The sequence below is a fragment of the Marinobacter flavimaris genome, assembly GCF_002933295.1.
Taxonomy (GTDB): domain Bacteria; phylum Pseudomonadota; class Gammaproteobacteria; order Pseudomonadales; family Oleiphilaceae; genus Marinobacter; species Marinobacter flavimaris.
Window position 1 is genome coordinate 40790 of the sequence record NZ_PSSW01000010.1, and the last position, 22232, is coordinate 63021.

Sequence of the window (22232 nt, forward strand, 5' to 3'; positions counted from 1 at the left end):
TTGAGGCACTGATCACCATCTAACCTTTGAGCCTAGGCTCCTTGGTGGCAGAGCAACTAAGCGACAGCTATAATGGCTGTTTAACTTTTTTCCTTCTAAAAGCGAGTTTACAGGGTGTCTATGTCAGGCAATTCGCAAAAATCACGTTTGAAAGACCTCATTGCACGAGGCAAGGAACAAGGTTACCTGACTTACGCCGAGGTAAACGACCACCTCCCGGAAGACATCGCCGATCCGGATCAGGTCGAAGACATCATTCGCATGATTAACGACATGGGTATTCAGGTGTGCGAAGAAACACCGGACGCCGATACCCTGCTGATGACCGAGGGCGACTCCACCGCTGACGAAGCCGCCGCCGCTGAAGCCGCTGCCGCTCTGGCAGCTGTTGAGACCGACGCCGGCCGCACTACGGATCCTGTTCGCATGTACATGCGCGAAATGGGCACCGTAGAGCTGCTGACTCGCGAGGGCGAAATCGTCATTGCCAAGCGCATCGAGGAAGGCATTCGCGATGTGATGGCCGCCGTTGCCCACTTCCCGGGCACCGCTGGCACCGTTATCCAGGCCTACGACCGCATTCTCGAAAACGAAGGCCGTATCAGCGACATCGTAACCGGCTTCCTGGATCCGGACGACGCCGAGCCGTTCATGGGTGAGGACACCACACCCGAAAGCTCTGATGATTCCGACTCGGATTCAGACGATGACGACGATTCCTCGGAAGAAGAAACCGATAACGGCCCGGATCCGGAAGAGACCCGACTCCGGTTCGAACTGCTCAACGAAAAGCTGGAGGCCGCCAACAAGGCCCTGGCCAAGCACGGTCGGTCCGACAAGAAGACCCAGGAAGCCCTGAACGAGCTGGGTCAGGTTTTCGCACCGTTCAAACTCGCCAACAAGGCCTTTGACGAGCTGGTGAACGTGGTTCGCTCCACCAACGACCTGGTTCGCGAAAACGAGCGCGCGATCATGCAGATCTGTGTTCGCGAGTGCAAAATGCCCCGCAAGGACTTCATCAAGTCGTTCCCGGGCAACGAGACCAACCTGGATTGGGCCGACAAAATTGCCAAGAGCAAGAAGCCTTACGCAGCGCCCTTGGCCGAGCGTATAGACGAAGTCGTTCGCCTGCAGAAGCGCATCCAGAACGTGCAGACTGAAGTGGATCTGGACGTTGCCGACATCAAGGAAATCAACCGTCGGGTTTCCATCGGTGAAGCCAAGGCCCGCCGCGCCAAGAAAGAGATGGTTGAGGCCAACCTGCGTCTGGTTATTTCCATTGCCAAGAAATATACCAATCGGGGCCTGCAGTTCCTGGACCTGATCCAGGAGGGCAATATCGGCCTGATGAAGGCCGTCGACAAGTTCGAGTACCGTCGGGGCTACAAGTTCTCGACCTACGCCACCTGGTGGATTCGTCAGGCCATCACCCGCTCTATCGCGGACCAGGCCCGCACCATCCGTATTCCGGTGCACATGATCGAGACCATCAACAAGCTCAACCGCATCTCCCGCCAGATGCTGCAGGAGATGGGCCGCGAACCCACTCCGGAAGAGCTGGGCGAACGCATGGAGATGCCCGAGGACAAGATCCGCAAGGTACTGAAGATCGCCAAAGAGCCGATCTCCATGGAAACACCGATCGGCGACGACGAAGACAGCCATCTGGGCGACTTCATCGAAGATATCCAGGCCCTCTCTCCGGTGGATTCCGCCACCGCTGAAGGCCTGCGCGAAGCCACCCGCTCGGTACTGGCCGGCCTCACCGCCCGCGAGTCCAAGGTTCTGCGGATGCGCTTCGGTATCGAGATGAACACCGACCACACCCTGGAAGAAGTCGGCAAACAGTTCGACGTAACCCGGGAGCGGATTCGTCAGATCGAAGCCAAGGCCCTGCGCAAACTGCGCCATCCTTCACGCTCCGATCACCTGCGTGGCTTCATCGACGATCAGGGCAATCAGGGATAATTTCCCAAACAGTAGCGGGCGCCACACCTCACCGGTATAATGGCGCCCGCTTTGTTTCCCCCCCAGGAAACACCTTTCAAAACAGCATTCGCTGAACGGGCCTATAGCTCAGTTGGTTAGAGCAGGGGACTCATAATCCCTTGGTCGCTGGTTCGAGTCCAGCTGGGCCCACCATATCTTACCGGTTTCGACTACACCTCTGCTCAAACGAAAAAACAGATCTATCCGTCAACTTTATTTACACAAAAATAAAAGCGGGACCTATCCACAAAGCCAACCAGCTAAAAATAAAAGCTTTTCTTATGCTGGCCCAAAAAGTGCTTTCACGTTAAGGAGCATAACGCAAGGAAAGCATCGGGAGTGAAAAGCTATGAAGTTAAGTAAAATGAAAATTGCTGCGGTGAGCACGATGGCTGGCCTGATGTTCAGCGTCAGTGCACATAGCGCCTTGATTTCCTGTAACACCGATCCAACAATCAATTACATGCAGATTTCCGACACACAGGCATCAGCATGTCTTGCATCAGGGGTTGGCAACCTAAACGGGAATCCCGCTAGCGACCTTTTCCTGACTGGAGCTGGTAGCGACTACGAGCTTGCAAGCAAATCAGATAGCAGTAATCCATACAACCTATCCTATGGTAGTGATCCTAATACTTGGGAATTCGACTCCAACTTCTGGAACGATTATTCTGAAGCAGCGCTTGGATTTAAGTTTGGGACTGGCAACCAGCCGGATGAATGGTTCGTCTTCTCCCTTCAATCGCTCGTTAGTTCTGGCCAATGGAGCTTTATCACTGGTTCTGATATCAGACCTACAGGTGGTGGCTTATCCCATATGAACTTATATGGGAAGAAAGGGGACTTTACAGTGCCCGAACCGGGTGCAGTCGCTTTGCTCGGTCTTGGCCTCGTGGGCTTGACAATTGCACGTAGAAAAAAGAAAGCTGCTTAGAAACTCGTCAGATTTCTTTACAGTTTATCTTGAGCTCCTCCATGAGGAGCTTTTTTATTTCTTGATAAAATCGCCGCTTCTAACAAAATCCTCATCTATCTGCCCAGCGAACAATTGAAATGTTCGATTGAGTACGGCCCAAAGCATACGTGGTTTTACCGACATCAATTCTTGTCAAAAAAGCCAACGCCCACAAAAGACAAGCCGAATACACTACCTCCTGAACAAAAATACCAGCCGTCCTTTCGCGGCCCGAGTATAAAAACAACGAAGTAATGGAGTGTATCAATGGCTTTTTCCTCCCGTTCCCGGTCAAGGGCACTTTCTCTTGCGATCGCCACCGCCTCTGTCGGTTTCTCCGTTTCCGTTCATGCCAGCATGGGCAACATCGGCACCACCTATGGCGTAATGCCCGTGGATGTTGCTACTGCCCAGTCACTGTCCATGTTCAATGACCAGGTGTCAGCCACCTATTACAACCCTGCCTACCTCACGAAAGACGAGCGGGGGGAACTGACTGCGGGCATTCTGCACTCCGAGCAGGAGCTGCGGTCTGCGAATCCGAATGCCAACGGCGACATCCTTGCCAACTCTCCCAGCCAGCACGTGCTGATCGGCATGAAAACCAATCTGGGTTCGTTGACTCGTTTCAAGCACCCGATCTATCTGGGTTTCATTGCCGGGGTCGAGAAATATGGCAAGGAAATGCTGGCGTTCGATTCCCAGACCTCGGAGAACGGGCAGTTTCTCAAGTATGGCAAGGAGCCATTGTTCCTGAACATTGGTGGTGCAACGCCACTCTGGCGCGGAATCTCGGCCGGGGCGTCGGTGCGCGTCACCCTGGATGCCCAAGCGAACCTTGATGCGGTCTCTACTCTCGGTGGTGAAACCAGCCGCGAGCGCCTTGCAGTCAATGCCGAACCTTCGCTCAAAACGATTCTTGGCACCAACATCGATCTTGGAAGCACCTTTTGCCCTGAAAGCGACTGTTTCCTGAATGGTTGGGAAACCGCGTTCACCTATCGCACCAAATCAGCAGCCTCCACGTCGGTGGACTCCAACATCATTGTTACCCAGACCATTCCTGATCCCGGCCTCAGCCTGGCGGTATCGACCATTGATTCCTTCCAGCCGGAAACTTTCGGCTTTGGCGCTCAATACAAGGGCGAAAACTGGCGGATTGGTGGCAGCGTCGAGCAGCAAAACTGGTCCGAGCTGGAAAACGAATTTTCCTCCGATACGATCAAGGACCAGCAGTCCGTTGCACCGGGCAGCCGGATCAAATTCGACGACGTGCTCGTTCCACGAATCGGCGCCGAGTATGCCCTCAACAAGAACTTTTCCGTGCGGGGCGGCGTTGCCTATGAGGAATCACCGCTCAAGTCTACCCGCAACCCCGAGATCAACTACCTCGATACCGACAAGATTGTCGTGGGCCTCGGCCTGAGCGCCACGTATGACCGCACCCGTCTGCTGGCCTACCCCGTCCGCCTGGACATCGGTTACCAGTACCAGCAACTGCAGGAGCGCGATTTCACACTGGTGGATTTTGACGGCAACGAAACGCCGGTTACTGCAGACGGCGACGTTCACGTTGTCAGCGGCTCCATCACCCTGAAGTTTTAAGGAGGGCACGCCATGAAGTACAACAACACACTGGCACTGATACCCGCCCTGTTACTGGCCGCCTGTGGTGGCGACGAACAGACCATGAATGAGAAAGTCTCCCCCGGCTCGGTGGTGTATTCCTACCCTGCCGATGGGCAGGCAGATGTCAGCCCGAAAGCCGACATTGTTCTGCGCTTCAGCCATGCGTTGACCGATGAGGATGCAGATCTCCAAAACAAAATTCTGCTGCAATCTCAGGAACAGTCACTGCCCTTTTCTATCAGCCGGATTGACGGCGGTAAAAGCCTCATGCTGTCGCCCTCGTCGGAACTCGACACGCTCGGCGACTACACGGTGAAGTTCAGCGAACCTCTGGCTGCAGAGGGCGGTCGCCAGATCGACACCCCCAACGCGGTCGGCGATGCCGGCATCCAGTTCGAGACTCGGGGAAGTTTCTCCGGACCCGCAAGCATAACCAACTCAGCCGCGGATTTTGATATCGCCTGGCAGGTTCCGGCAAACAACAGCCCGTTCGAGGCCATGAACTTCTCCACATTCCGCCTGGCCATGACCCACCCGATCCATCCTGACTGGAAGGCTCTGGGCGGTTCCATCCAACTGCTGGATGGCAGCGGAGAGGTTGTTCCAGCGATGGTTCTGGTGAAAGGCAACCGGATAACGGTGGACCCTTGTCTGGTCGAGGATCCCAGGGACTGTGGCAGCAAGGACGATGTCCTGGACACCAGCCAGACCTATACCCTGCGTCTGGAAAACCTGGCCAGCCTGACCTCGCCCGAAGCGGGCCGGTTCAGTGAGGAGATCGCATTCACGCCCCGCGAGACAGGCCCGACGGTCGTACTTCAGCAGTCTGCTGTTGATTCCGGGCTGGCCGCAGATACTGCGGAACAGGACGTCACCCGATCCGTCCTGAATGGCCAGGTCATTAACGGCGTCACGCTCAACTCGGTGCTCCAGGGAGAAGCAGGCCCCTCCCAACAGACCGGCGATCTGTTTGCAGAGCTGGCTTATGCGCCAGCATTCGAGGCTGATGAGGCGCTCCCGTTGCGTATCGCCCGGGGCAGCGTGCTGAACAGTACCAGTCTGGATGTTCTGGTGGGCGGCGAGGTTCCTGTGCTGGACGCCGCTACCGGCCAACTTCAGACCACCGGCAACATCAAGGTCACCATGTTGTCAGACGCATCCGGCTACCTGAGCCCCAACCCCTACACCGATAACATCAACGCGCCCAGACATATCACGCTGTTTATGGATGTCTCCATGAACACCGAAAATGCCCAGCCCAACGCAGCGCTCTCCCAGGATCTGATGGGGGTCGAGTTGCGCGGCATCGCGCTGGTCCAGGATGGCGTATTGACCATCGATGCCATCGGAATGGTGGAACCAAACCTTCTCGGCCAGGAGTACACAGACTCGACCATCGCGTTCCATCTTCAGGCGGCCACCGATGCCGATTCGGTTCTCGACGCCGAGCTACTCCGCGAGCTGGACAGCACTTCGCCCAGCCTGGTCAGCTGGATGCCCGGACCGGACAACGCCATTCCGGATACGCGCCAGTCCATGCAGCGCCCCGGGGATCCGGTCATTCTGTTCTTTGATGAGCCGCTTGCCGCGGACTCCATTGATACCGGAATTTCACTGTTCGCGGATGGTGTTCCTGTTGAGACACTTGAGACACAACTGGACGGAACTGCCGTTATCCTGAATCCGGGCGATGGTCTGCGACATGGCGTTGACTACGAAGTCGTCATCGATGGTTTGACCGATCTGGCCGGCAACCCAGCCACCGTGGCACCGTTACAGTTTTCACTGGATGATATTGGCGGCTCCACTGTAACCCGGCGCCCTGCCCTGGCCCTGACCACGTATCCAGGCTACCCGTGCGAAACCGATCATAGTCTGCTGGATCTCTCCGCCGGCGTACTGGGACAGTGCTATTCCGATGGAGGTGTGGGTGACACTCTACCGGTCAGCACCATGCCGTCAGATCGTCCCATTACCGTTGTCTTCTCCAAGTCCATGGACCTGAATTCCATTATTCAGGGAGACACATTCATCGTTGAGAAAGTGAGGCAGGAACCCAATGGTTCGGTCACGGTTGTGGAAAGCAACGTACCTGGACGGCTTGAAAAGAATCTCCAGCGGATCCGGTTCTACCCGGACCAGCCCTGGGAAGCCGACGCACACTATCGGTACACCCTGAAGTCATCGGAGGATGCAGGAAGCTGCTCGACTGGAAGCTACACCTCGATTTGCGATTCCGATGGCCTTGCGCTGAAAACCGACCTGCTTGAAGGGCTTGATGACGGAGGTGGCAACAACGGACCGGACGACATGGTGATCTATTTCACCGGAACCGAGCCTCTGGACAGCGTTTTCACGCCTCTGCGAAACCTGCCAGTTCGCGACACCAATGCCAACTTCATTGTGGACTGTGACTCCAACACCAACCCGGACTGTCTTGAGCCGTTTGACCATCAGGGCAGCGACGCTGATGGCTGGGCCGCTTCAGCCAATTCAACGAAACTGAGGGTCCGCAATAACGAAGCATCAGCCTCTCCGCCCGTGATTGTGGCCAGTACCGCCGATGCGCGGGTTGGCTGCGAGACCGGCGAGCGTTGCCCCAAAGATAAGTTCATCTACCAGACCTACGCCCTCAACACGGAAGTTATTGGCCCTGGCATTTATGAGCCAACCGGCGATGAGGGGATTCTGGTGAACCTGTATCCCACACAGTTGGCGACCACATCGATCAGTGTGTTCACAGAGCTTAGGGTTTTTGGATTTATCCCACTCCAGGAGGAGTCCATTACCAATACCCAGGTCCTCCGCATGCGCTATGCCAAGGACGACCCGGCGTGTTCCGGCCCGGGCTGCAGCCGCTCTGGCCTGATACCCGGGGTTATAACAGAGGGTGAAAATGGCCAGCCGGTCTTCAAGACCCGGGCCGAATTGATGCTCGATGCGCCCGATATGGAAATCCCGCTGGGGGGCCGCCACGACCTGTACGGTAGGGAGTTTGTGCTTGAACTGGAGGGCAATATTACCTTCTTCGATGACGGCCGGATGCAGATTGAGCAACGCAATTCAAACCTGGTCGACATTAATGTCCGGGCGCGGGCGCTTGGGGTGCCTGGCGGCGAAATCGTGACGATTGATCTGCCGCTACAAATCCCCGAACAGGGCGTTTACCTCAACTTCATCTCCAACCCGGTCAAAGAGATCCCGGCAGAGTATTAAAAGCTCTGAAACCACTGCAAAGGGCCAGCCTTCGGGTTGGCCCTTTTTGCACAGGGTACAAACGGTGGTTATTTCCCCATCCAAGCCATTTGCTGCTAATCTGGTTGCAGATTGAAACTTCTATAGCAAGACAACAACCTTTCAGGAGAGCCCCTTCATGGAAAACGGCACCCACTATCGTACCTGTCACCTTTGCGAGGCCATGTGCGGTGTCGCGATCGAAATGAAGGACGGCCGGATTGCTTCCATAAAGGGCGATGAGAATGATCCGCTCAGCCAGGGGCATATCTGTCCGAAGGCGGTTGCGCTTCAGGATCTGCACGAAGATCCGGACCGCCTGAAAAAGCCGATACGCAAAACCGGGACCGGCTGGCAGGAAATGGAGTGGGCGGAGGCGTTTGACCTGGTCGCCGAAAAGCTCCACCAGACCCGCCAGGACCACGGCCACAACAGCATCGGCGTTTACCTGGGCAACCCAAACGTACACAACCATGGTTCCCTGGTTGCCACCATGCCATTGCTGCGAGCCATCGGAACCCAGAACCGGTTTTCAGCAACGTCCAATGATCAGCTGCCTCACATGCTCGCCAGTCTCGAGATGTTCGGGCACCAGGTTCTTTTCCCCATTCCCGATATCGATCACACGGATCTGTTTATCTGCATTGGCGCCAATCCCATGGCGTCCAATGGCAGCCTGATGACGGTTCCGGACTTCCGCGGGCGACTCAAGGCCCTGAAGCAGCGCGGCGGCAGAATGGTTGTGGTGGACCCCCGCCGCACCGAGACCGCAAAGCTGGCCGACGAATTCCACTTCGTCCGGCCCGGAAGCGATGCCCTGCTGATGATGGCCATGGTGCATACATTGTTTGAAGAAAAGCTGGTGGATCCCGGTCCGGCGGAAAGGCTGGTGAAAGACGCAGACCTTCTGCGCCTGGCGGCTCTCAGCTTCACCCCGGAAGTGGTCAGCGCACACACCGGTATTTCCGCGGAGGACATTCGCGCCCTCACCCGACAGCTCGCCACCACGCGAAAGGCGGCTCTTTACACGCGCATGGGGACAAGCACCCAGACCTTTGGCGGTGTGGCAACCTGGCTGGCCTATTGCCTCAACATCCTGACCGGGAAACTGGACCTGCCCGGCGGCGTTCTGTTCTCGCAGCCGGCGATTGATCTGGTAGAGCTTGGTGCCATGGCCGGTCAGAAGGGTCACTTCGGCAAGCGCCACAGCCGCGTGAAGGGGCTGCCTGAATTCGGCGGAGAATACCCGGCCAGCACCATGGCCGATGAGATGTTAACCCCTGGCGATGGGCAGATCAGGGCTTTTGTCACCGTTGCCGGCAATCCCGTTCTCTCCAGCCCCAACGGCCGACGTCTGGAGGAAGCCCTGGGCGGCCTCGACTTCATGGTCTCGGTGGATTATTACCTCAACGAAACAACCCGGCATGCGGATATCATCCTGCCCCCGACCGCGGCGCTGGAACGCAGCCACTATGATCTGATTTTCAGCATGTTTGCGGTGCGCAATTTCGCCAAATACAGCGAAGCACTGTTCGATGCCGGCCCGGGAGCCCGCCATGACTGGCAGATTCTACTGGAGCTGGCCCACCGGTTGGAAAAGCTCCGGAAAGGTGGGCAACTGGCCCTGCGGGCGGAACTCGGCTGGCGCGCCTTCAAGCAGATTGGGCCAGACCCGATTCTTGATCTGCTCTTGCGATCCGGCCCCTATGGCGCTGATGCCGGGCGTGCGCGGGGCTTGCTGCAGCCTGCGGTCGATCTGGTGATGGATATCCTGCCGAAACGACATCCGCTTCGTGGACTGGCCAAGCTCAGCCCCCTGAACCGCCACTGGCAGGAGCTACCGAAAGGGCTTTCCCTGAGTGCCCTGAAGGACAACCCGAACGGCGTCGATCTGGGCCCTCTCCAGCCGTCCCTGCCTGAACGCCTGTTTACCCGCGATGGCAAGATCAACCTTGCGCCAAGGCGCTACCTGGACGACCTTGGCAGGCTGCATGAGGCCCTGGCTGCACCGGCCGGCGAGTCTCTGCAACTGATTGGCCGGCGCCACGTTCGGAGCAACAACTCGTGGATGCACAACAGTCAGCGGCTGGTTAAGGGCAAGGACCGGTGCACCCTGATGATTCATCCCAAAGACGCCAGCCGCCTGGGTTTGCAGGCCGCTGACTCTGCAGAAATATCTTCGGAATCCAGGCAGATAGTCTTGCCGGTTGAAATTACCGAGGATGTCATGCCCGGCGTGGTATCCATTCCCCATGGCTGGGGCCATGACCGCGACGGCACTGGCCAGTCAGTGGCGGCTGCCCATGCCGGTGCCAGCATCAACGACTTGCTCAGCGACGGTCGAATTGATCCGCTCTCTGGCACTTCCGTATTGAATGGACAGCCCGTTGCTGTCAAAGTCTGGCGCCCGGAGCGCCAACGCAAACGGGCCTGATTCATAAAAGGAGCTGAAAATGCCCCAGTGGCTGCAGTGGAGTCTGATTATTGCTGGTCTCATCGCCATCGTTCTGCTGGCGGTCTTCATCCGGCGTCAGATGGGGTTGCTTTCGGAAAATCGCAAACGGCAGGCCAAAGCCGAGGCGTTCCAGACCAACCGCAGACAAGACATGATCCGCAGTGTTCATGTTATTGCGATGGCGGTTGAAGAGGATCAGATCGAATACTCGGAAGCCTGCCTGAGACTCAAGGGCCTGCTCGATCACATTGCTCCGGAGTTGCTGGAGCAATCACCTTTCAGTGTATTCCAGGAAGTGCATGACCAGTTGCAGCACATGCCCACGCACCGGGCACGGCAAGCAACGGAGACAAAGTTCGTGGACAAGATGGACAAGGAACGTTTCGAAGTGGAACAGAAGCATGCCGATGCGATTCGCCGGGCCGCAACCGCTATCCGACACCACTCCTTTTCAGGTTAGAGTCAGCTATACAAGCATCCAGGAACTGGTCAGACCTTATTTTTGTAACATTTTGTAACTATTCGGTCGACAAAAAGAATAATTTAGCTCATCAAATCAAAAGGTTCTGACGCGGTGAAAAACTGACACGACGATCATTCCTTCCAGGTTACAACTGTTGACTTTTCTTTTTTCCATCAGGGTCTAAATTATAAGCAAGGGGGCACCGACCATCTGCGGCAGGTGCCACCTAACGTTGTTTTCTCCTGATAAGTTTGGACGACTCTGCAATAAAGCGGGTGAGCTTGCCGGCCTCTGAGCCGGCTTTTTTTGAATCAAAATATGGGGATGTAGACCTTACTGGCTCATCATACCGGCCATTGCCATAACGCTATCTTTATTGTGAACCAGTTCATCGAACTGTTCCTCAACCTGCCCTCGATCAAGACCCAACTCATCGAAGACTGCCTGATCAACCTCTTCACCGGCGCCGAGAGCTACACCTCGTGCCGTTAGCAACTGCCGGCCGAGCCAGAGCAAACGGGCGTAAACGCTGTTCGATCCACTGTAGAAGCGATTCTTTTGATAACGGATTGCCAGTGTGACCTCGTCGGGCATGCCCCAGTTTTCCATGAGCTGGGCTGCAATCTGCTCTCGGGTAATGCCAAGTAAATAGTGTTCAGTAACGGAGGAATCAATATCAGGATTCACTTCCAGCGAACGGCATACCAGCTTGAAATGTGGCGGAAACACTTGCGCCAGAACCAGGTGGCCAAAGTTGTGGAGAAGGCCTCCCAGATAGGCAAGACCAAAGACAGGACGCTCTCCGCGGGGCATCATGCTGGCCAAAATACCGGCGGACTGGGCTTGCCAGATAGCCTGCTGCCAGTAATCCACATAACCTTCGGGATGATCCTGAGGCTGCTTTAATGCCCGCCCCAACGAAAGGCCCATGGCCAGGTTCATGACAAGGTCGAATCCGAGAACTCGGGACACCGCATCATGGACTGATTTTACCCGGCCGGCGGCGGCATAGAACGAAGACGACGCCCAACTGACCACCTGCGCTGCCAAGCTTGGATCGCTCTCGACGATATCAACGAGGTCCCCCATCACAGCATTGGGATTTACTCGTAAATGGATGATTCTCTGCGCGGTTTCAGGCAGTGGTGGTAACTCAAGCGTATCTTCAAGTCTCTGCTGTATTCTTAAACCGGTGAATTTTTTGATGGCCGAATGGAATTGATCCCGATCTCTGTCGTGGTCATCATAATTAACCGAAATGGATTCCAGGGCGACTGCAAGAGAGTGTCGATCGGCGTTGGCTGTCAGAGCCTGAAAGTCCTCTGCAGGCATGACCATCGCGAGATTCTGTTCGCCAAGCTCCAACGCAACCGCAGAAAGTTGATCCACACGCTCATCAACAAGCGTCGGCCAGCCGGTCAATGAAGGCAGTGCTGGAAGCGCTTTAAGGCCAGCCCGCTCTCTCACCCGCACTTGCTCGCGGCGCTTCATCAGACGCAGATCACGCCCGAGTTCCTTGTTCATCTGTTCTAAATCAATCAGATCGTCCTTGCGACAAATCACCTGAAGGTTACCTTGCTCATCAGTCAGCAAGACCATGCGTAACAGTTCTTTTCGGCTGGCGGTGCTGACATCCCTCAAGGATACACCCGCTGCGGTCTCACCCAGAGCCTGCTGAACTGCGACAGGTAATTCCATAAATTTCTCCCGAATATTGCTGTTTCCCGCCGGATAACCCGAACCCGAAAATCATACTAAACCCAGTATAGGGCAAAGAAATGACTCTGACGTTGACTGAACTCTATTTCCAGAGCGTTTTCATACGCTTTCAGTGAATAAACGGACGCCTTTACACATCGCCGTAACGCGTTCTCTCACCGAGCCATCGTCGCACCAGAGCGCGGACAGTCTCCGGATGAACCATCAATCCCGGCGCCATTTTCCGAACTGGCTCAATCCAGCCCTTGTCGCGTTCGAAGTCCGCCAGACGAAACTGCATCATACCGGTCTGCCGGGTACCCAATACTTCGCCCGGCCCCCGAATCTCCAGGTCTTTCTCGGCAATAAAGAAGCCATCCTGGCTGTCCCTGAGCGCCTGCAGCCGGGCCTTGCCATTGGCGGACAAAGGCGGGTGGTACATCAGGACACAGAAACTTGCCTGCTCGCCCCGGCCAACACGACCACGGAGTTGATGCAACTGGGCCAGCCCCAGGCGTTCCGGGTTTTCAATGATGATCAGCGACGCGTTGGGGACGTCCACCCCAACCTCAATCACCGTGGTCGCGACCAGCAGGTCCAGCTCGCCAACTTTGAACTGCTCCATCACCGCCGCCTTTTCCTGAGCCTTTAGCCGGCCATGCACCAGCCCCACTTTCAGGTCCGGCAATCGCTCGGCAAGCTCCTGGGCAGTCACCTCCGCGGCTTGACACTGCAGAGCCTCGGACTCCTCGATCAGAGTGCACACCCAATAGGCCTGTCGACCTTCCCTGCAGGCGCCCCGAACCCGTTCAATCACATCTTCCCTGCGGCTGTCGGGAATCACGATGGTTTCGATCGGCTTCCGTCCTGGAGGCAGTTCATCAATCACCGAGGTATCGAGATCGGCATAGGCGCTCATGGCAAGCGTACGGGGAATGGGTGTTGCGGTCATGATCAACTGGTGAGGTGCCAGTGAGCCACCGACACCCTTTTCCCGCAAGGCCAGCCTCTGGTGTACGCCGAAACGATGCTGTTCATCGACGATGACCAGGGCAAGACGATGGAACCTGACGTCGTCCTGAAACAGGGCATGGGTGCCGATCACCACGGCGGCATCCCCTGACTGGACCGCTTCCAGCGTTTCCGTCCGGGTCTTTCCTTTTACCTTCCCGGATAGCCACGCGAGACGGATGCCCAGAGGCTCCAGCCATGCCCGGAAATTCTGAAAATGCTGTTCGGCAAGGATTTCGGTGGGCGCCATCAGGGCTACTTGTGCACCGGCGCCAATAGCCTGCAACGCCGCCAATGCCGCGACGACGGTCTTGCCCGAGCCAACATCGCCCTGAACAAGCCGGAGCATCGGCAGTGGCTGGCTCAGGTCCTGACGGATGTCGGCCAGCACATGGCGCTGGGCACCGGTGAGTGCAAAGGGCAGGGAACCGAGGAAACGCTCGGGCAAATCCCCCGTGGGCAGGAGCGGGAGCGCTTCACGGGCCTGAATCTGTTCACGCACCTGGAGCAAGCTCAGCTGATGGGCCAGCAGTTCTTCCATCACCAGGCGCTGTTGCGCCGGATGGCGCCCTTCCATAAGCAGGTTGACCGGCGCGCTGGCTGGCGGGGAATGCACCAGCTGGACAGCTTCGGTGATTCCAGGCAGCTGATACTCGGCCAGCAGGTTTCCGGGCAACCAGTCACGGATCGGGAACCGGTCAAGATAGCCCAGAGCCTGCTGGCAGAGCGAGCGAACGCGTGGCTGCTGGATGCCCTCTGTCAGCGGGTAAACCGGGGTCAGGGTCGCATCACCTTCCGCCGGCATGGGCGGCGGATTGGTCTGGTACTCCGGGTGGTAGAACTCATAACCTGCGCGCCCGGGCCGGACTTCGCCAAAGCAGCGAACCCTGGCGCCCTCGCTAAACTGGTTTTTCTGGGCCGCGTTGAAATGAAAAAAGCGCATCACCAGAAACCCGCTGTTATCCCGGAGGGTTACTTGCAAACTGCGTCTGCGACCCATGATCAGGTCCGCTTTCATAACCTCCCCTTCCACCACGGCCACGTCACCGATGCGAAGACTTCCCATGGGTATTACCCGGGTTCTGTCTTCGTATCGGTGAGGCAGGTGAAACAGCAGGTCCTGCAGGGAGGTAATACCCAGCTTGGCGAGCTTTTCTGCCAGGGCGTTTCCTACGCCCTTGAGCTGGGTGACCGGTATGTCATCCAGTGACGTCATAGTCAGGCTCAGGCGCTTTCGGCCACAACCGGTGTGTCTGTTTTCGCCTTTTCGATTACCCGGCACTGGCTGGCAGCCAGGGAGAGCACATCAATAGCCTTGGGCCGCGGGAACGTGACCCGCCAGGCCAGAGCCACCGTGCGGAACGGCACCGGGGACGCAAACGGTCGAACGGCCAGAATGTCCTCGTGGTACTGCATGGCGGTGGCCGCCGAGAGTGGTAAAACTGTGATGCCCAGGCCGGAAGCGACCATATGGCGAATGGTTTCCAGAGAACTGCCTTCGGTCACCAGCGCCGGTGAGCCGTTGTTTGCCCGGTGGGTTACGGCTTCTACCAGGGGGGGGCAGGATTCCAGAACCTGATCCCGGAAACAGTGTCCGGGCCCGAGCAATAGCAATTGCTCCTTGGCCAGCTCGTCGGCAGTCAACTGCTCCTTGCTGGCCAGCGGATGTCCCGCGGGCAGCAACACAACGAACGGTTCGTCATAGAGCGGCAGGGTAACCACTTCCGGCTCCTCGAACGGCAGGGCAATAATAATGGCATCCAGCTCAGACTGCCGGAGTTTCTGCCTCAGGTTGGCGGTATAGTTCTCTTCGATATAGAGCGGCATTTCCGGGGCCGCCCGCCTCAATTCGGGGAGCAGGTGCGGGAACAGATAGGGACCGATGGTGTAGATCGCACCGACCTTCAGAGGCGAATTGAGCTGGTTCTTGCCATCCTGAGCCATGTCTTTGATTAGGCCGACCTGATCGAGCACCCGCTGGGCCTGCTCGATGATGCGCAGACCGGTTTCGGTCACGCGGATGCTGCTTTTGCTTCGCTCGAATAGAGGGATACCGAGCTCGTCTTCCAGCTTTTTCACAGCAACACTGAGCGTTGGCTGGCTGACATGGCAACGCTCTGCAGCCCGGCCAAAATGCCTTTCGCGGGCCAGCGTAACGACGTATCGTAACTCGGTGAGAGTCATGGTGAGCTCCGGTCAGATAGATGCGGGTCGAAGTTTCACGAATTTATGAGGTAAAGCATAAGGATTGAAATTGTCTATGGCAATCACTGAACGTCGTAAGACGCCCCGAATTCTCGTTGCCGGTTGCGGCAAACTCGGTGGCGCCATTGCCAGCCGGCTGACAACCTCGGCCACCGTGTTTGGCCTGCGGCGAAATCCCGGGCTTGTTCCCGAGGGCGTTCACGGCATTGGCGCCGATCTGACCAGGCCTGAGACCCTGGCCCGCAAACTTCCTGCTGATCTCGATATCATCCTCTATTGCCTGACGCCCTCCAGCTACGACCAGCAGGGCTATCGCGATGCCTACGTGACTGGCCTGGAAAATTTGTTGACGGCCCTCGGCAGTCAGTCTCTGAAGCACCTGTTCTTTGTGAGCAGCAGCAGTGTCTATTCACAGGATGACGACAGCTGGGTGGATGAATCCAGCCCCACAGAACCGGCCCGGTTCAGCGGCCAGCAGGTCCTGGCCGGTGAACAGACCGCATTGGAAAGCGGCCATCCGGCGACAATCATTCGATACAGCGGCATTTACGGGCCTTCACGGCGTCGTTTTCTCGAGGAGGTACAGGAGGGGCGCATGAATCCGGCGAAGCCAGCACCGTTCAGTAACCGGATTCACGAGGAGGATGCAGCGGAGGCGGCTGCCCACCTTGTGAAGCTGGCACTTTCGGGAGCGTCACTGGAGACCTGCTACCTTGCCAGCGATTGCGAGCCGGTAAGACTTGATGAGGTAGTAGATTGGGTGCGGCAGCAAACGCCCTGCGCCGATCCGCAGCCTGATGCCCGGAAAGGTGGCCGGGCCGGGAGCAAACGCTGCAGCAACAAGCGACTGCTGGACACCGGCTTCCAGTTCCGCTACCCGGATTTCCGTGCCGGCTACCGCGACATGATTGATCAGGGGTGAGCCTTCGGCATTAAAAAAGGCGGCCAAGGCCGCCTTTTCTCAATTCAGGTGTTTTCAGGTCTTAGCTGAGCACCATCACCGCTTCCATTTCAATGGGCACTCCCTTGGGCAGCGCCGCGACACCTACCGCCGCTCGGGCCGGATACGGTTCCTGGAAATAGGTGGCCATGATCTCGTTGACCGTGGCGAAATTGGCCAGGTCTGTCATGTAGATGTTCAGTTTCACAATGTCCTTCAGCTCGCCACCGGCGGCCTCGCAAACGGCCTTGAGGTTATCGAATACCTGCCGGGTCTTGGCAGAGAAATCGCCGGCGACCACTTCCATGGTTTCCGGCACCAGCGGAATCTGGCCAGACAGGTACACGGTATCCCCTGCCTTTACCGCCTGGGAGTATGTGCCGATCGCCTGGGGCGCATTCTCGGTCTGAATTACGGATTTGTTGGTCATGACCCTTGGTTTCCTCTCTTCCAAAACGCCAATCCTCGCCCTTGCGTGGCGCGCCTGTCAACCGGGCTTTGGTCGGGGTCAGTGCCGCACACGGCTGATGTGGGTAATCGCACGAATGTTGCGGATCCGGCGCATCACCCGGGCCAGGTGCCGGCGACCATTAACGTGTACCACTAGACTGACAACGCCAAAGCGGGCGTTCTGCTCTTCCACGTTAATGCGCTCGATGTTGCCGTCCGCCATGGCAACCGCATTGGCCATCTCGGCAATCACACCGCGCTGGCGCTCCAGCTCTACCCGGAGCTCCACGGAAAATTCGTCGGTAATGTCCTTGGCCCATTTAAGATGCGTGAGGCGAGCCCGCCCCTCATCGTCCTCGGGCAACCGGGAGCAGGTATCGGAATGAATCACCATACCTTTGCCGGAATCCATCACCCCAACCACCGGGTCTCCCGGAATCGGTTTGCAACAGCTGGCGAACCGGACCAGAAGGCCTTCCGTGCCACGAATGGTCACCGGGCTATGATTGCCACCCTCGATATCCCTGGGAGCCTCAATGGCTTCGGCAACCTCTGAGCCGCTCGCGAGCTGACGAGCCACCAGATAGGCCATCCGGTTGCCGAGCCCGATGTCACTGATCAGATCATCAAAACTGTTCACCTGATTGTGGTTCACCACGGCTTGCTTCTGGGCGTCGCTGATCTCGGAAAGTTTCGCACCAAACCCTTTCAGGGATTTCTTCAGCAGGGTGCGACCGAGCTCCAGCGATTCCGCGCGCTTCTGGCTCTTGAGCACGTGCCGGATACTGCTCCGGGCCTTGCCGGTCACCACGAAACTGAGCCAGGCCGGGTTGGGGCGGGCGCCGGGCGCAGTGATGATTTCCACGGTCTGGCCACTCTGCAGAGGCTGGCTGAGGGAACCCAGGTTGCGGTTGATTCGACAGGCTACGGTGGCGTTGCCGATGTCCGTGTGGATGGCATAGGCAAAGTCTACTGGCGTTGCCCCGCTTGGCAACTCCATGATGCGGCCTTTCGGGGTGAAAACGTATATCTCGTCCGGGAACAGGTCTACCTTTACATGCTCGATAAACTCCATAGAGTCATCGGCCCGTTCCCGCATTTCCATCAGCCCCTTCACCCAGCGGTCGACCCGGGCCTGGTTGGCGCTGGTCACGCTGCTGGGTTCATTCTTATACATCCAGTGCGCCGCAATCCCGTTATTGGCGATATGCTCCATCTCCTCGGTACGGATCTGGATCTCGATGTTCACATGCATCCCGAACAGAGTGGTGTGGATGGACTGGTAGCCATTGGCCTTGGGCATGGCTATGTAGTCCTTGAAGCGGCCCGGGAGGGGTTTGTAGAGGCTGTGTACGGCACCAAGGATCCGGTAGCAGTCGTCTTCGGTATCGGTGATGATCCGGAACGCGTAAACGTCCATGATTTCATGGAAGGATTTCTGCTTGAACTTCATCTTGTTGTAGATGCTGTTCAAGTGCTTTTCCCGGCCCAGAATCCGCCCCGGCAGGCCGCGCTCTTCAAGCTTCTCCTGCAATTTGCCACGAATATCCTCGATGATTTCGCGGTGGCTGCCCCTGAGCTTGTCCACCGCTTTTGAAATGTATCTCGAACGCATCGGATACAGCGAGGTAAACCCCAGATCCTCGAGCTCGGTGCAGATCGAGTGCATACCCAGGCGGTTCGCGATGGGGGCGTAGATATCGAGGGTCTCGGTGGCAATGCGCTGGCGCTTCTCATAGGGCATGGGGCCCAGGGTGCGCATATTGTGAAGGCGGTCCGCCAGCTTCACCAGAATGACCCGAATATCTCTGGCCATGGCCAGAGTCATCTTCTGGAAGTTTTCAGCCTGGGCTTCCGCCCGGGACCGGAATTCGATCTGGGTAAGCTTGCTGACGCCATCCACCAGTTCCGCAACATCGTCGCCGAACTGCTCCGCCAGGGCATCCTTGGGAATGCCGGTGTCTTCGATCACATCGTGAAGCATCGCCGCCATCAGGCTCTGATGATCCAGACGGAGATCGGCGAGAATATGGGCGACAGCCAGGGGGTGAGTAATGTACCGGTCGCCGCTCTTACGCATCTGGCCCTCATGGGCCTGCTCGGCATAATAATAGGCGCGTCGCACCTGATTGATGCGAGTGGTATCCAGATAGGAACTTAGCTCTCGAGCCAGTCCTTCAACCGTAGCCTCTGCCGACACCGCGCCTCCACGACTTCATGAAATTCAGGGACAAAAAAACCCGAATGCACGCATCCGGGTCCTTCCAGAGTCCTTCCAGCAACGTTCTATAGCTACACTATAAAACCGCGGGGACAGATTTCAATGCTTCTCGCTTGCGGACAGATACTTATATACCTGGCTCCGCAGCTGGGTCACTCGTCGTCTTCTTCCTTGAGGAGATCACGAGTAATCTTGCCTTCGGCAATCTCGCGCAGAGCGATAACCGTGGGCTTATCATTTTCTTCAGCCACCATCGGCTCGGCACCCTTGGTAGCGAGCTGACGGGCACGCTTGGTTGCCAGCATTACCAGCTGGAAGCGGTTATCAACGTTTTCCAGACAATCTTCAACGGTAACTCGTGCCATAACTTCCCCGACTCATAAAATGACTGTTTCAGCAGACCGCACAGTTTACTGTGGCCGGTTCAATTTGTATATAGGAAAACCCCGTATCACGCCGGGCCGGACAATCCCGCCAGCAACGCTCGATGCCTTGGCTGCTGCACTTCCATGCGAAGGCGCTGGGCCCGGACAATCGCGAGCAGATCTCCGAGGGCCGCTTCGAAGTCGTCATTGACCACCAGAAAGTCGAACTCCACTGCGTGACGGCACTCTTCCTCAGCCTCGGCCAGGCGCCGCTCCACTATCTCCGGCGCATCGGTGCCACGCCCGACCAGTCGGTCGCGCAGCACTTCCGGAGAGGGTGGCACGATGAAAATACTGACACACTCGGGAATAAGCCGTCGCACCTGAGCGGCACCCTGCCAGTCGATCTCCAGGATCACATCCTGGCCTGTTGCCAGAGTTTCCCGAACCCATGCCTGGGAAGTGCCGTAGTAATTGCCGAAGACATCGGCGTGCTCCAGAAAGTCGCCCTCGCCAATCATCGCCTCGAACACGGTCCGGCTGACAAAGTGATAGTTCACCCCGTTCTGTTCGCCCTCCCGCATCGAGCGGGTCGTGTGCGAGACGGAAACACCGAGCTTCTCGTCATTGCGGAGCATTTCCGCCACAAGGCTGGTCTTGCCGGCACCGGATGGCGCGGAGATAACGTACAGAGTACCCTGCTCAACTGCCTGACTCATAACCCGAGAACTCCAAACCTGGACACGGCGGCCGCGTATTCCGGCCAGTAAAGCACGGAATTATACGGACTTTGGCAAAACACCGCACCCCACAAGGGCGTCAGCTGATACCATTTGCCTATCCACTGTTCAGCGACTGCAAGAACCCATGCGAACCACCATCGACATCACCGTGAAGCAGCCAGGCAAAGCCATCGACGCCCTGAGCGAGGCGGCCCCCGGGCTTTCGCGTCAGAAAATCAAGGACGCCATGACCAAAGGCGCCTGCTGGTGGACTCACAAAGGCAAACGCCTTCGGCTACGCCGTGCCACAAAGGAGCTGAAACCGGGTATCCGACTACAGCTTTACTACGACGAGAAGGTGCTTGAGAGGAAACCGGAAAAGCCGATTCTCCTGGAGAATGCGGGGCGCTACACCGTCTGGTTCAAACCTCATGGGCTACTGGCCCAGGGCTCCCAGTGGGGCGACCACTGCAGTTTGCTTCGCCTGGCCGAAATCCAGCTTGAGCAACCATGCCATCTGATCCACAGGCTCGACGCCGACGCTGCCGGGCTGATGCTGATCGCCCATGACTCGAAAGCGGCCGGCGCCCTTTCCCAGTGTTTTTCGGGGCGGACCATGACCAAACACTACAAGGCGCGAGTGGCCGGCCTCATCGACGCTCGGGAGCAGCTCGTTGATGCGCCCGTCGAGGGCAAGGCGGCCGTCAGCCGTGTCTCAACGCTCGAGCTGGACGAAACCGGGGAAACTTCACTGTTGGAAATCAGTATCGAAACCGGACGAAAACACCAGATTCGCCGGCATCTGGCGGGCCTCGGCCATCCGATCATCGGTGATCGCCTTTACGGGCGACCGGCCGGCGTACCCTTGCAGCTCCTCGCCTTTTACCTGGAATTCGACTGCCCCCTGAACAAGCGCAAGATGACGTTCGAACTGTCGGCGGAACTGAGCGACCTCACACTGAATTGACCACCGGCGTAGAGATCCGGCTTATTCCAGATTCTGCACCTGCTCTCGCATCTGTTCGATCAGAACCTTGAGATCCACTGCAGTACGGGTAACGCCGGCATCAATGCTCTTGCTGCTCAGGGTGTTGGCCTCTCGATTGAGCTCCTGCATGAGAAAATCCAGCCGCCGGCCAATGGCATCTTCGCTTTTCAGAGTATCGGACACCTCACCGATATGGGCATCCAGCCGGTCCAGCTCCTCGGCCACATCGCTTTTCTGAGCCAGCATCACCATCTCCTGGGCAACCCGCTCGGCATCCAGTTCCACTTTGGCTTTTTCGAACCGATCTCGCAGCGCTTTCTCCTGCGCCTCGAGCAATTCCGGCATACGCCTACGGACGTCGGCAACGAGATCACCCATGGTTTTCAGGCGATCTTCGAACAGTGGCCGCAGGCGCTCCCCCTCCCGCTCGCGCACCGATGCAAGTTCGGCCACGGTTTGCTCGAACAGTCCGACGGCAGCCTCTTTTGCAGGGCTATAATCCTGTTCCGGCACTGACAGCACGCCCGGCCACCTGAGTATGTCCAGGGCATTGATGTGGGCCGGATTATCCAGAATCCGGTTGATGTGGTTGGCCGCCTCATTCACCGCCTGGGCCATGTCTTCGCTGATCTCGAAACTTTGCGAGCCTTTCTCTGCCGACTGCAAGCGCATGGAGACATCCACCTTGCCCCGCTTCAACTGCTTTCTCAGTTCCTCCCGGAACCGGTTCTCCAGCTCACGGAACGCTTCCGGCAGGCGGAAGGAGGGTTCGAGATACCGGTGATTCACGGTCCGGATTTCACAGGTCAACGTTCCCCAGTCTCCCTGGACGTCCTTGCGGGCAAATGCAGTCATACTTCGGATCATGTCAGCTCCGCTTCGATAGTGTTGTATTGATGAAGTTTAA

General features: G+C 57.3%; 16 protein-coding genes and 1 tRNA gene. 9 read left to right on the top strand and 8 right to left on the bottom strand.

What is annotated here, in order from left to right; genetic code table 11:
• The first annotated feature begins 120 nt into the window (after positions 1-120).
• From rpoD to MDHKLMBL_RS16595, 7 genes are all read left to right on the top strand, one after another.
• Positions 121-1968: an RNA polymerase sigma factor RpoD gene (gene rpoD, locus MDHKLMBL_RS16565; protein ID WP_008169681.1), complete on the top strand. Its 1848-nt coding sequence runs from the start codon at positions 121-123 to the stop codon at positions 1966-1968.
• Between the two features lie 97 nt (positions 1969-2065).
• Positions 2066-2142 (top strand) — tRNA-Ile (locus MDHKLMBL_RS16570).
• Positions 2143-2338: 196 nt separating this feature from the next.
• Positions 2339-2923 (top strand): PEP-CTERM sorting domain-containing protein, encoded by a 585-nt coding sequence (locus MDHKLMBL_RS16575; RefSeq protein WP_104271517.1) that lies wholly within the window; start codon positions 2339-2341, stop codon positions 2921-2923.
• 288 nt (positions 2924-3211) lie between these two features.
• Entirely contained in the window at positions 3212-4549 is a 1338-nt protein-coding gene (gene aupA / locus MDHKLMBL_RS16580; protein WP_104271519.1) for an alkane uptake protein AupA, read from the top strand.
• A 12-nt stretch (positions 4550-4561) separates the two neighbouring features.
• A complete protein-coding gene (locus MDHKLMBL_RS16585) occupies positions 4562-7789 on the top strand; it encodes an Ig-like domain-containing domain (RefSeq protein ID WP_104271521.1) in 3228 nt (1075 codons plus the stop codon).
• A gap of 157 nt (positions 7790-7946) precedes the next feature.
• Entirely contained in the window at positions 7947-10241 is a 2295-nt protein-coding gene (locus MDHKLMBL_RS16590) for a molybdopterin-dependent oxidoreductase (RefSeq protein ID WP_104271523.1), read from the top strand.
• A gap of 19 nt (positions 10242-10260) precedes the next feature.
• Positions 10261-10722: a DUF2489 domain-containing protein gene (locus MDHKLMBL_RS16595; RefSeq protein WP_053114227.1), complete on the top strand. Its 462-nt coding sequence runs from the start codon at positions 10261-10263 to the stop codon at positions 10720-10722.
• Positions 10723-11058: 336 nt separating this feature from the next.
• Here the strand turns inward: MDHKLMBL_RS16595 and MDHKLMBL_RS16600 are convergent, their stop codons facing one another.
• The 3 genes from MDHKLMBL_RS16600 to MDHKLMBL_RS16610 all read right to left on the bottom strand — a co-directional run bounded on the left by MDHKLMBL_RS16600 (position 11059) and on the right by MDHKLMBL_RS16610 (position 15618).
• Positions 11059-12423: an HDOD domain-containing protein gene (locus tag MDHKLMBL_RS16600; protein ID WP_008169582.1), complete on the bottom strand. Its 1365-nt coding sequence runs from the start codon at positions 12421-12423 to the stop codon at positions 11059-11061.
• A gap of 151 nt (positions 12424-12574) precedes the next feature.
• Positions 12575-14650 carry an ATP-dependent DNA helicase RecG gene (gene recG / locus MDHKLMBL_RS16605; protein ID WP_104271525.1) on the bottom strand — a complete coding sequence of 692 codons (2076 nt, stop codon included), beginning with the start codon at positions 14648-14650 and terminating at the stop codon, positions 12575-12577.
• Between the two features lie 8 nt (positions 14651-14658).
• Positions 14659-15618 (bottom strand): hydrogen peroxide-inducible genes activator, encoded by a 960-nt coding sequence (locus MDHKLMBL_RS16610; RefSeq protein ID WP_008169585.1) that lies wholly within the window; start codon positions 15616-15618, stop codon positions 14659-14661.
• Between the two features lie 76 nt (positions 15619-15694).
• On the opposite strand from MDHKLMBL_RS16610, the gene MDHKLMBL_RS16615 reads away from it, so the two are divergent.
• The gene (locus tag MDHKLMBL_RS16615) at positions 15695-16561 is read left to right on the top strand and encodes an NAD-dependent epimerase/dehydratase family protein (protein ID WP_104271527.1); all 867 of its coding nucleotides are present in this window, start codon (positions 15695-15697) and stop codon (positions 16559-16561) included.
• A 61-nt stretch (positions 16562-16622) separates the two neighbouring features.
• On the opposite strand, the gene MDHKLMBL_RS16620 is transcribed toward MDHKLMBL_RS16615, so the two are convergent.
• The 4 genes from MDHKLMBL_RS16620 to gmk form a co-directional block, all read right to left on the bottom strand.
• Positions 16623-17009 (bottom strand): RidA family protein, encoded by a 387-nt coding sequence (locus tag MDHKLMBL_RS16620; RefSeq protein WP_008169589.1) that lies wholly within the window; start codon positions 17007-17009, stop codon positions 16623-16625.
• Positions 17010-17087: 78 nt separating this feature from the next.
• Positions 17088-19229 carry a RelA/SpoT family protein gene (locus MDHKLMBL_RS16625; RefSeq protein WP_053114221.1) on the bottom strand — a complete coding sequence of 714 codons (2142 nt, stop codon included), beginning with the start codon at positions 19227-19229 and terminating at the stop codon, positions 17088-17090.
• A 173-nt stretch (positions 19230-19402) separates the two neighbouring features.
• A complete protein-coding gene (rpoZ, locus tag MDHKLMBL_RS16630; protein WP_008169593.1) occupies positions 19403-19615 on the bottom strand; it encodes a DNA-directed RNA polymerase subunit omega in 213 nt (70 codons plus the stop codon).
• Positions 19616-19701: 86 nt separating this feature from the next.
• Positions 19702-20334, bottom strand: a complete 633-nt coding sequence (gmk, locus tag MDHKLMBL_RS16635) for a guanylate kinase (protein ID WP_008169596.1) — start codon at positions 20332-20334, stop codon at positions 19702-19704.
• Between the two features lie 148 nt (positions 20335-20482).
• Between gmk and MDHKLMBL_RS16640 the strand changes: the two genes are divergently transcribed.
• Positions 20483-21304, top strand: coding sequence for an RluA family pseudouridine synthase (locus tag MDHKLMBL_RS16640; protein ID WP_008169597.1), 822 nt, complete (start codon positions 20483-20485; stop codon positions 21302-21304).
• Between the two features lie 21 nt (positions 21305-21325).
• Here MDHKLMBL_RS16640 and MDHKLMBL_RS16645 read toward each other — a convergent pair whose 3' ends face one another.
• On the bottom strand, positions 21326-22192 hold the full coding sequence (locus MDHKLMBL_RS16645; RefSeq protein WP_053114218.1) for a YicC/YloC family endoribonuclease: 867 nt from the start codon (positions 22190-22192) through the stop codon (positions 21326-21328).
• Between the last annotated feature and the right edge of the window lie 40 nt (positions 22193-22232).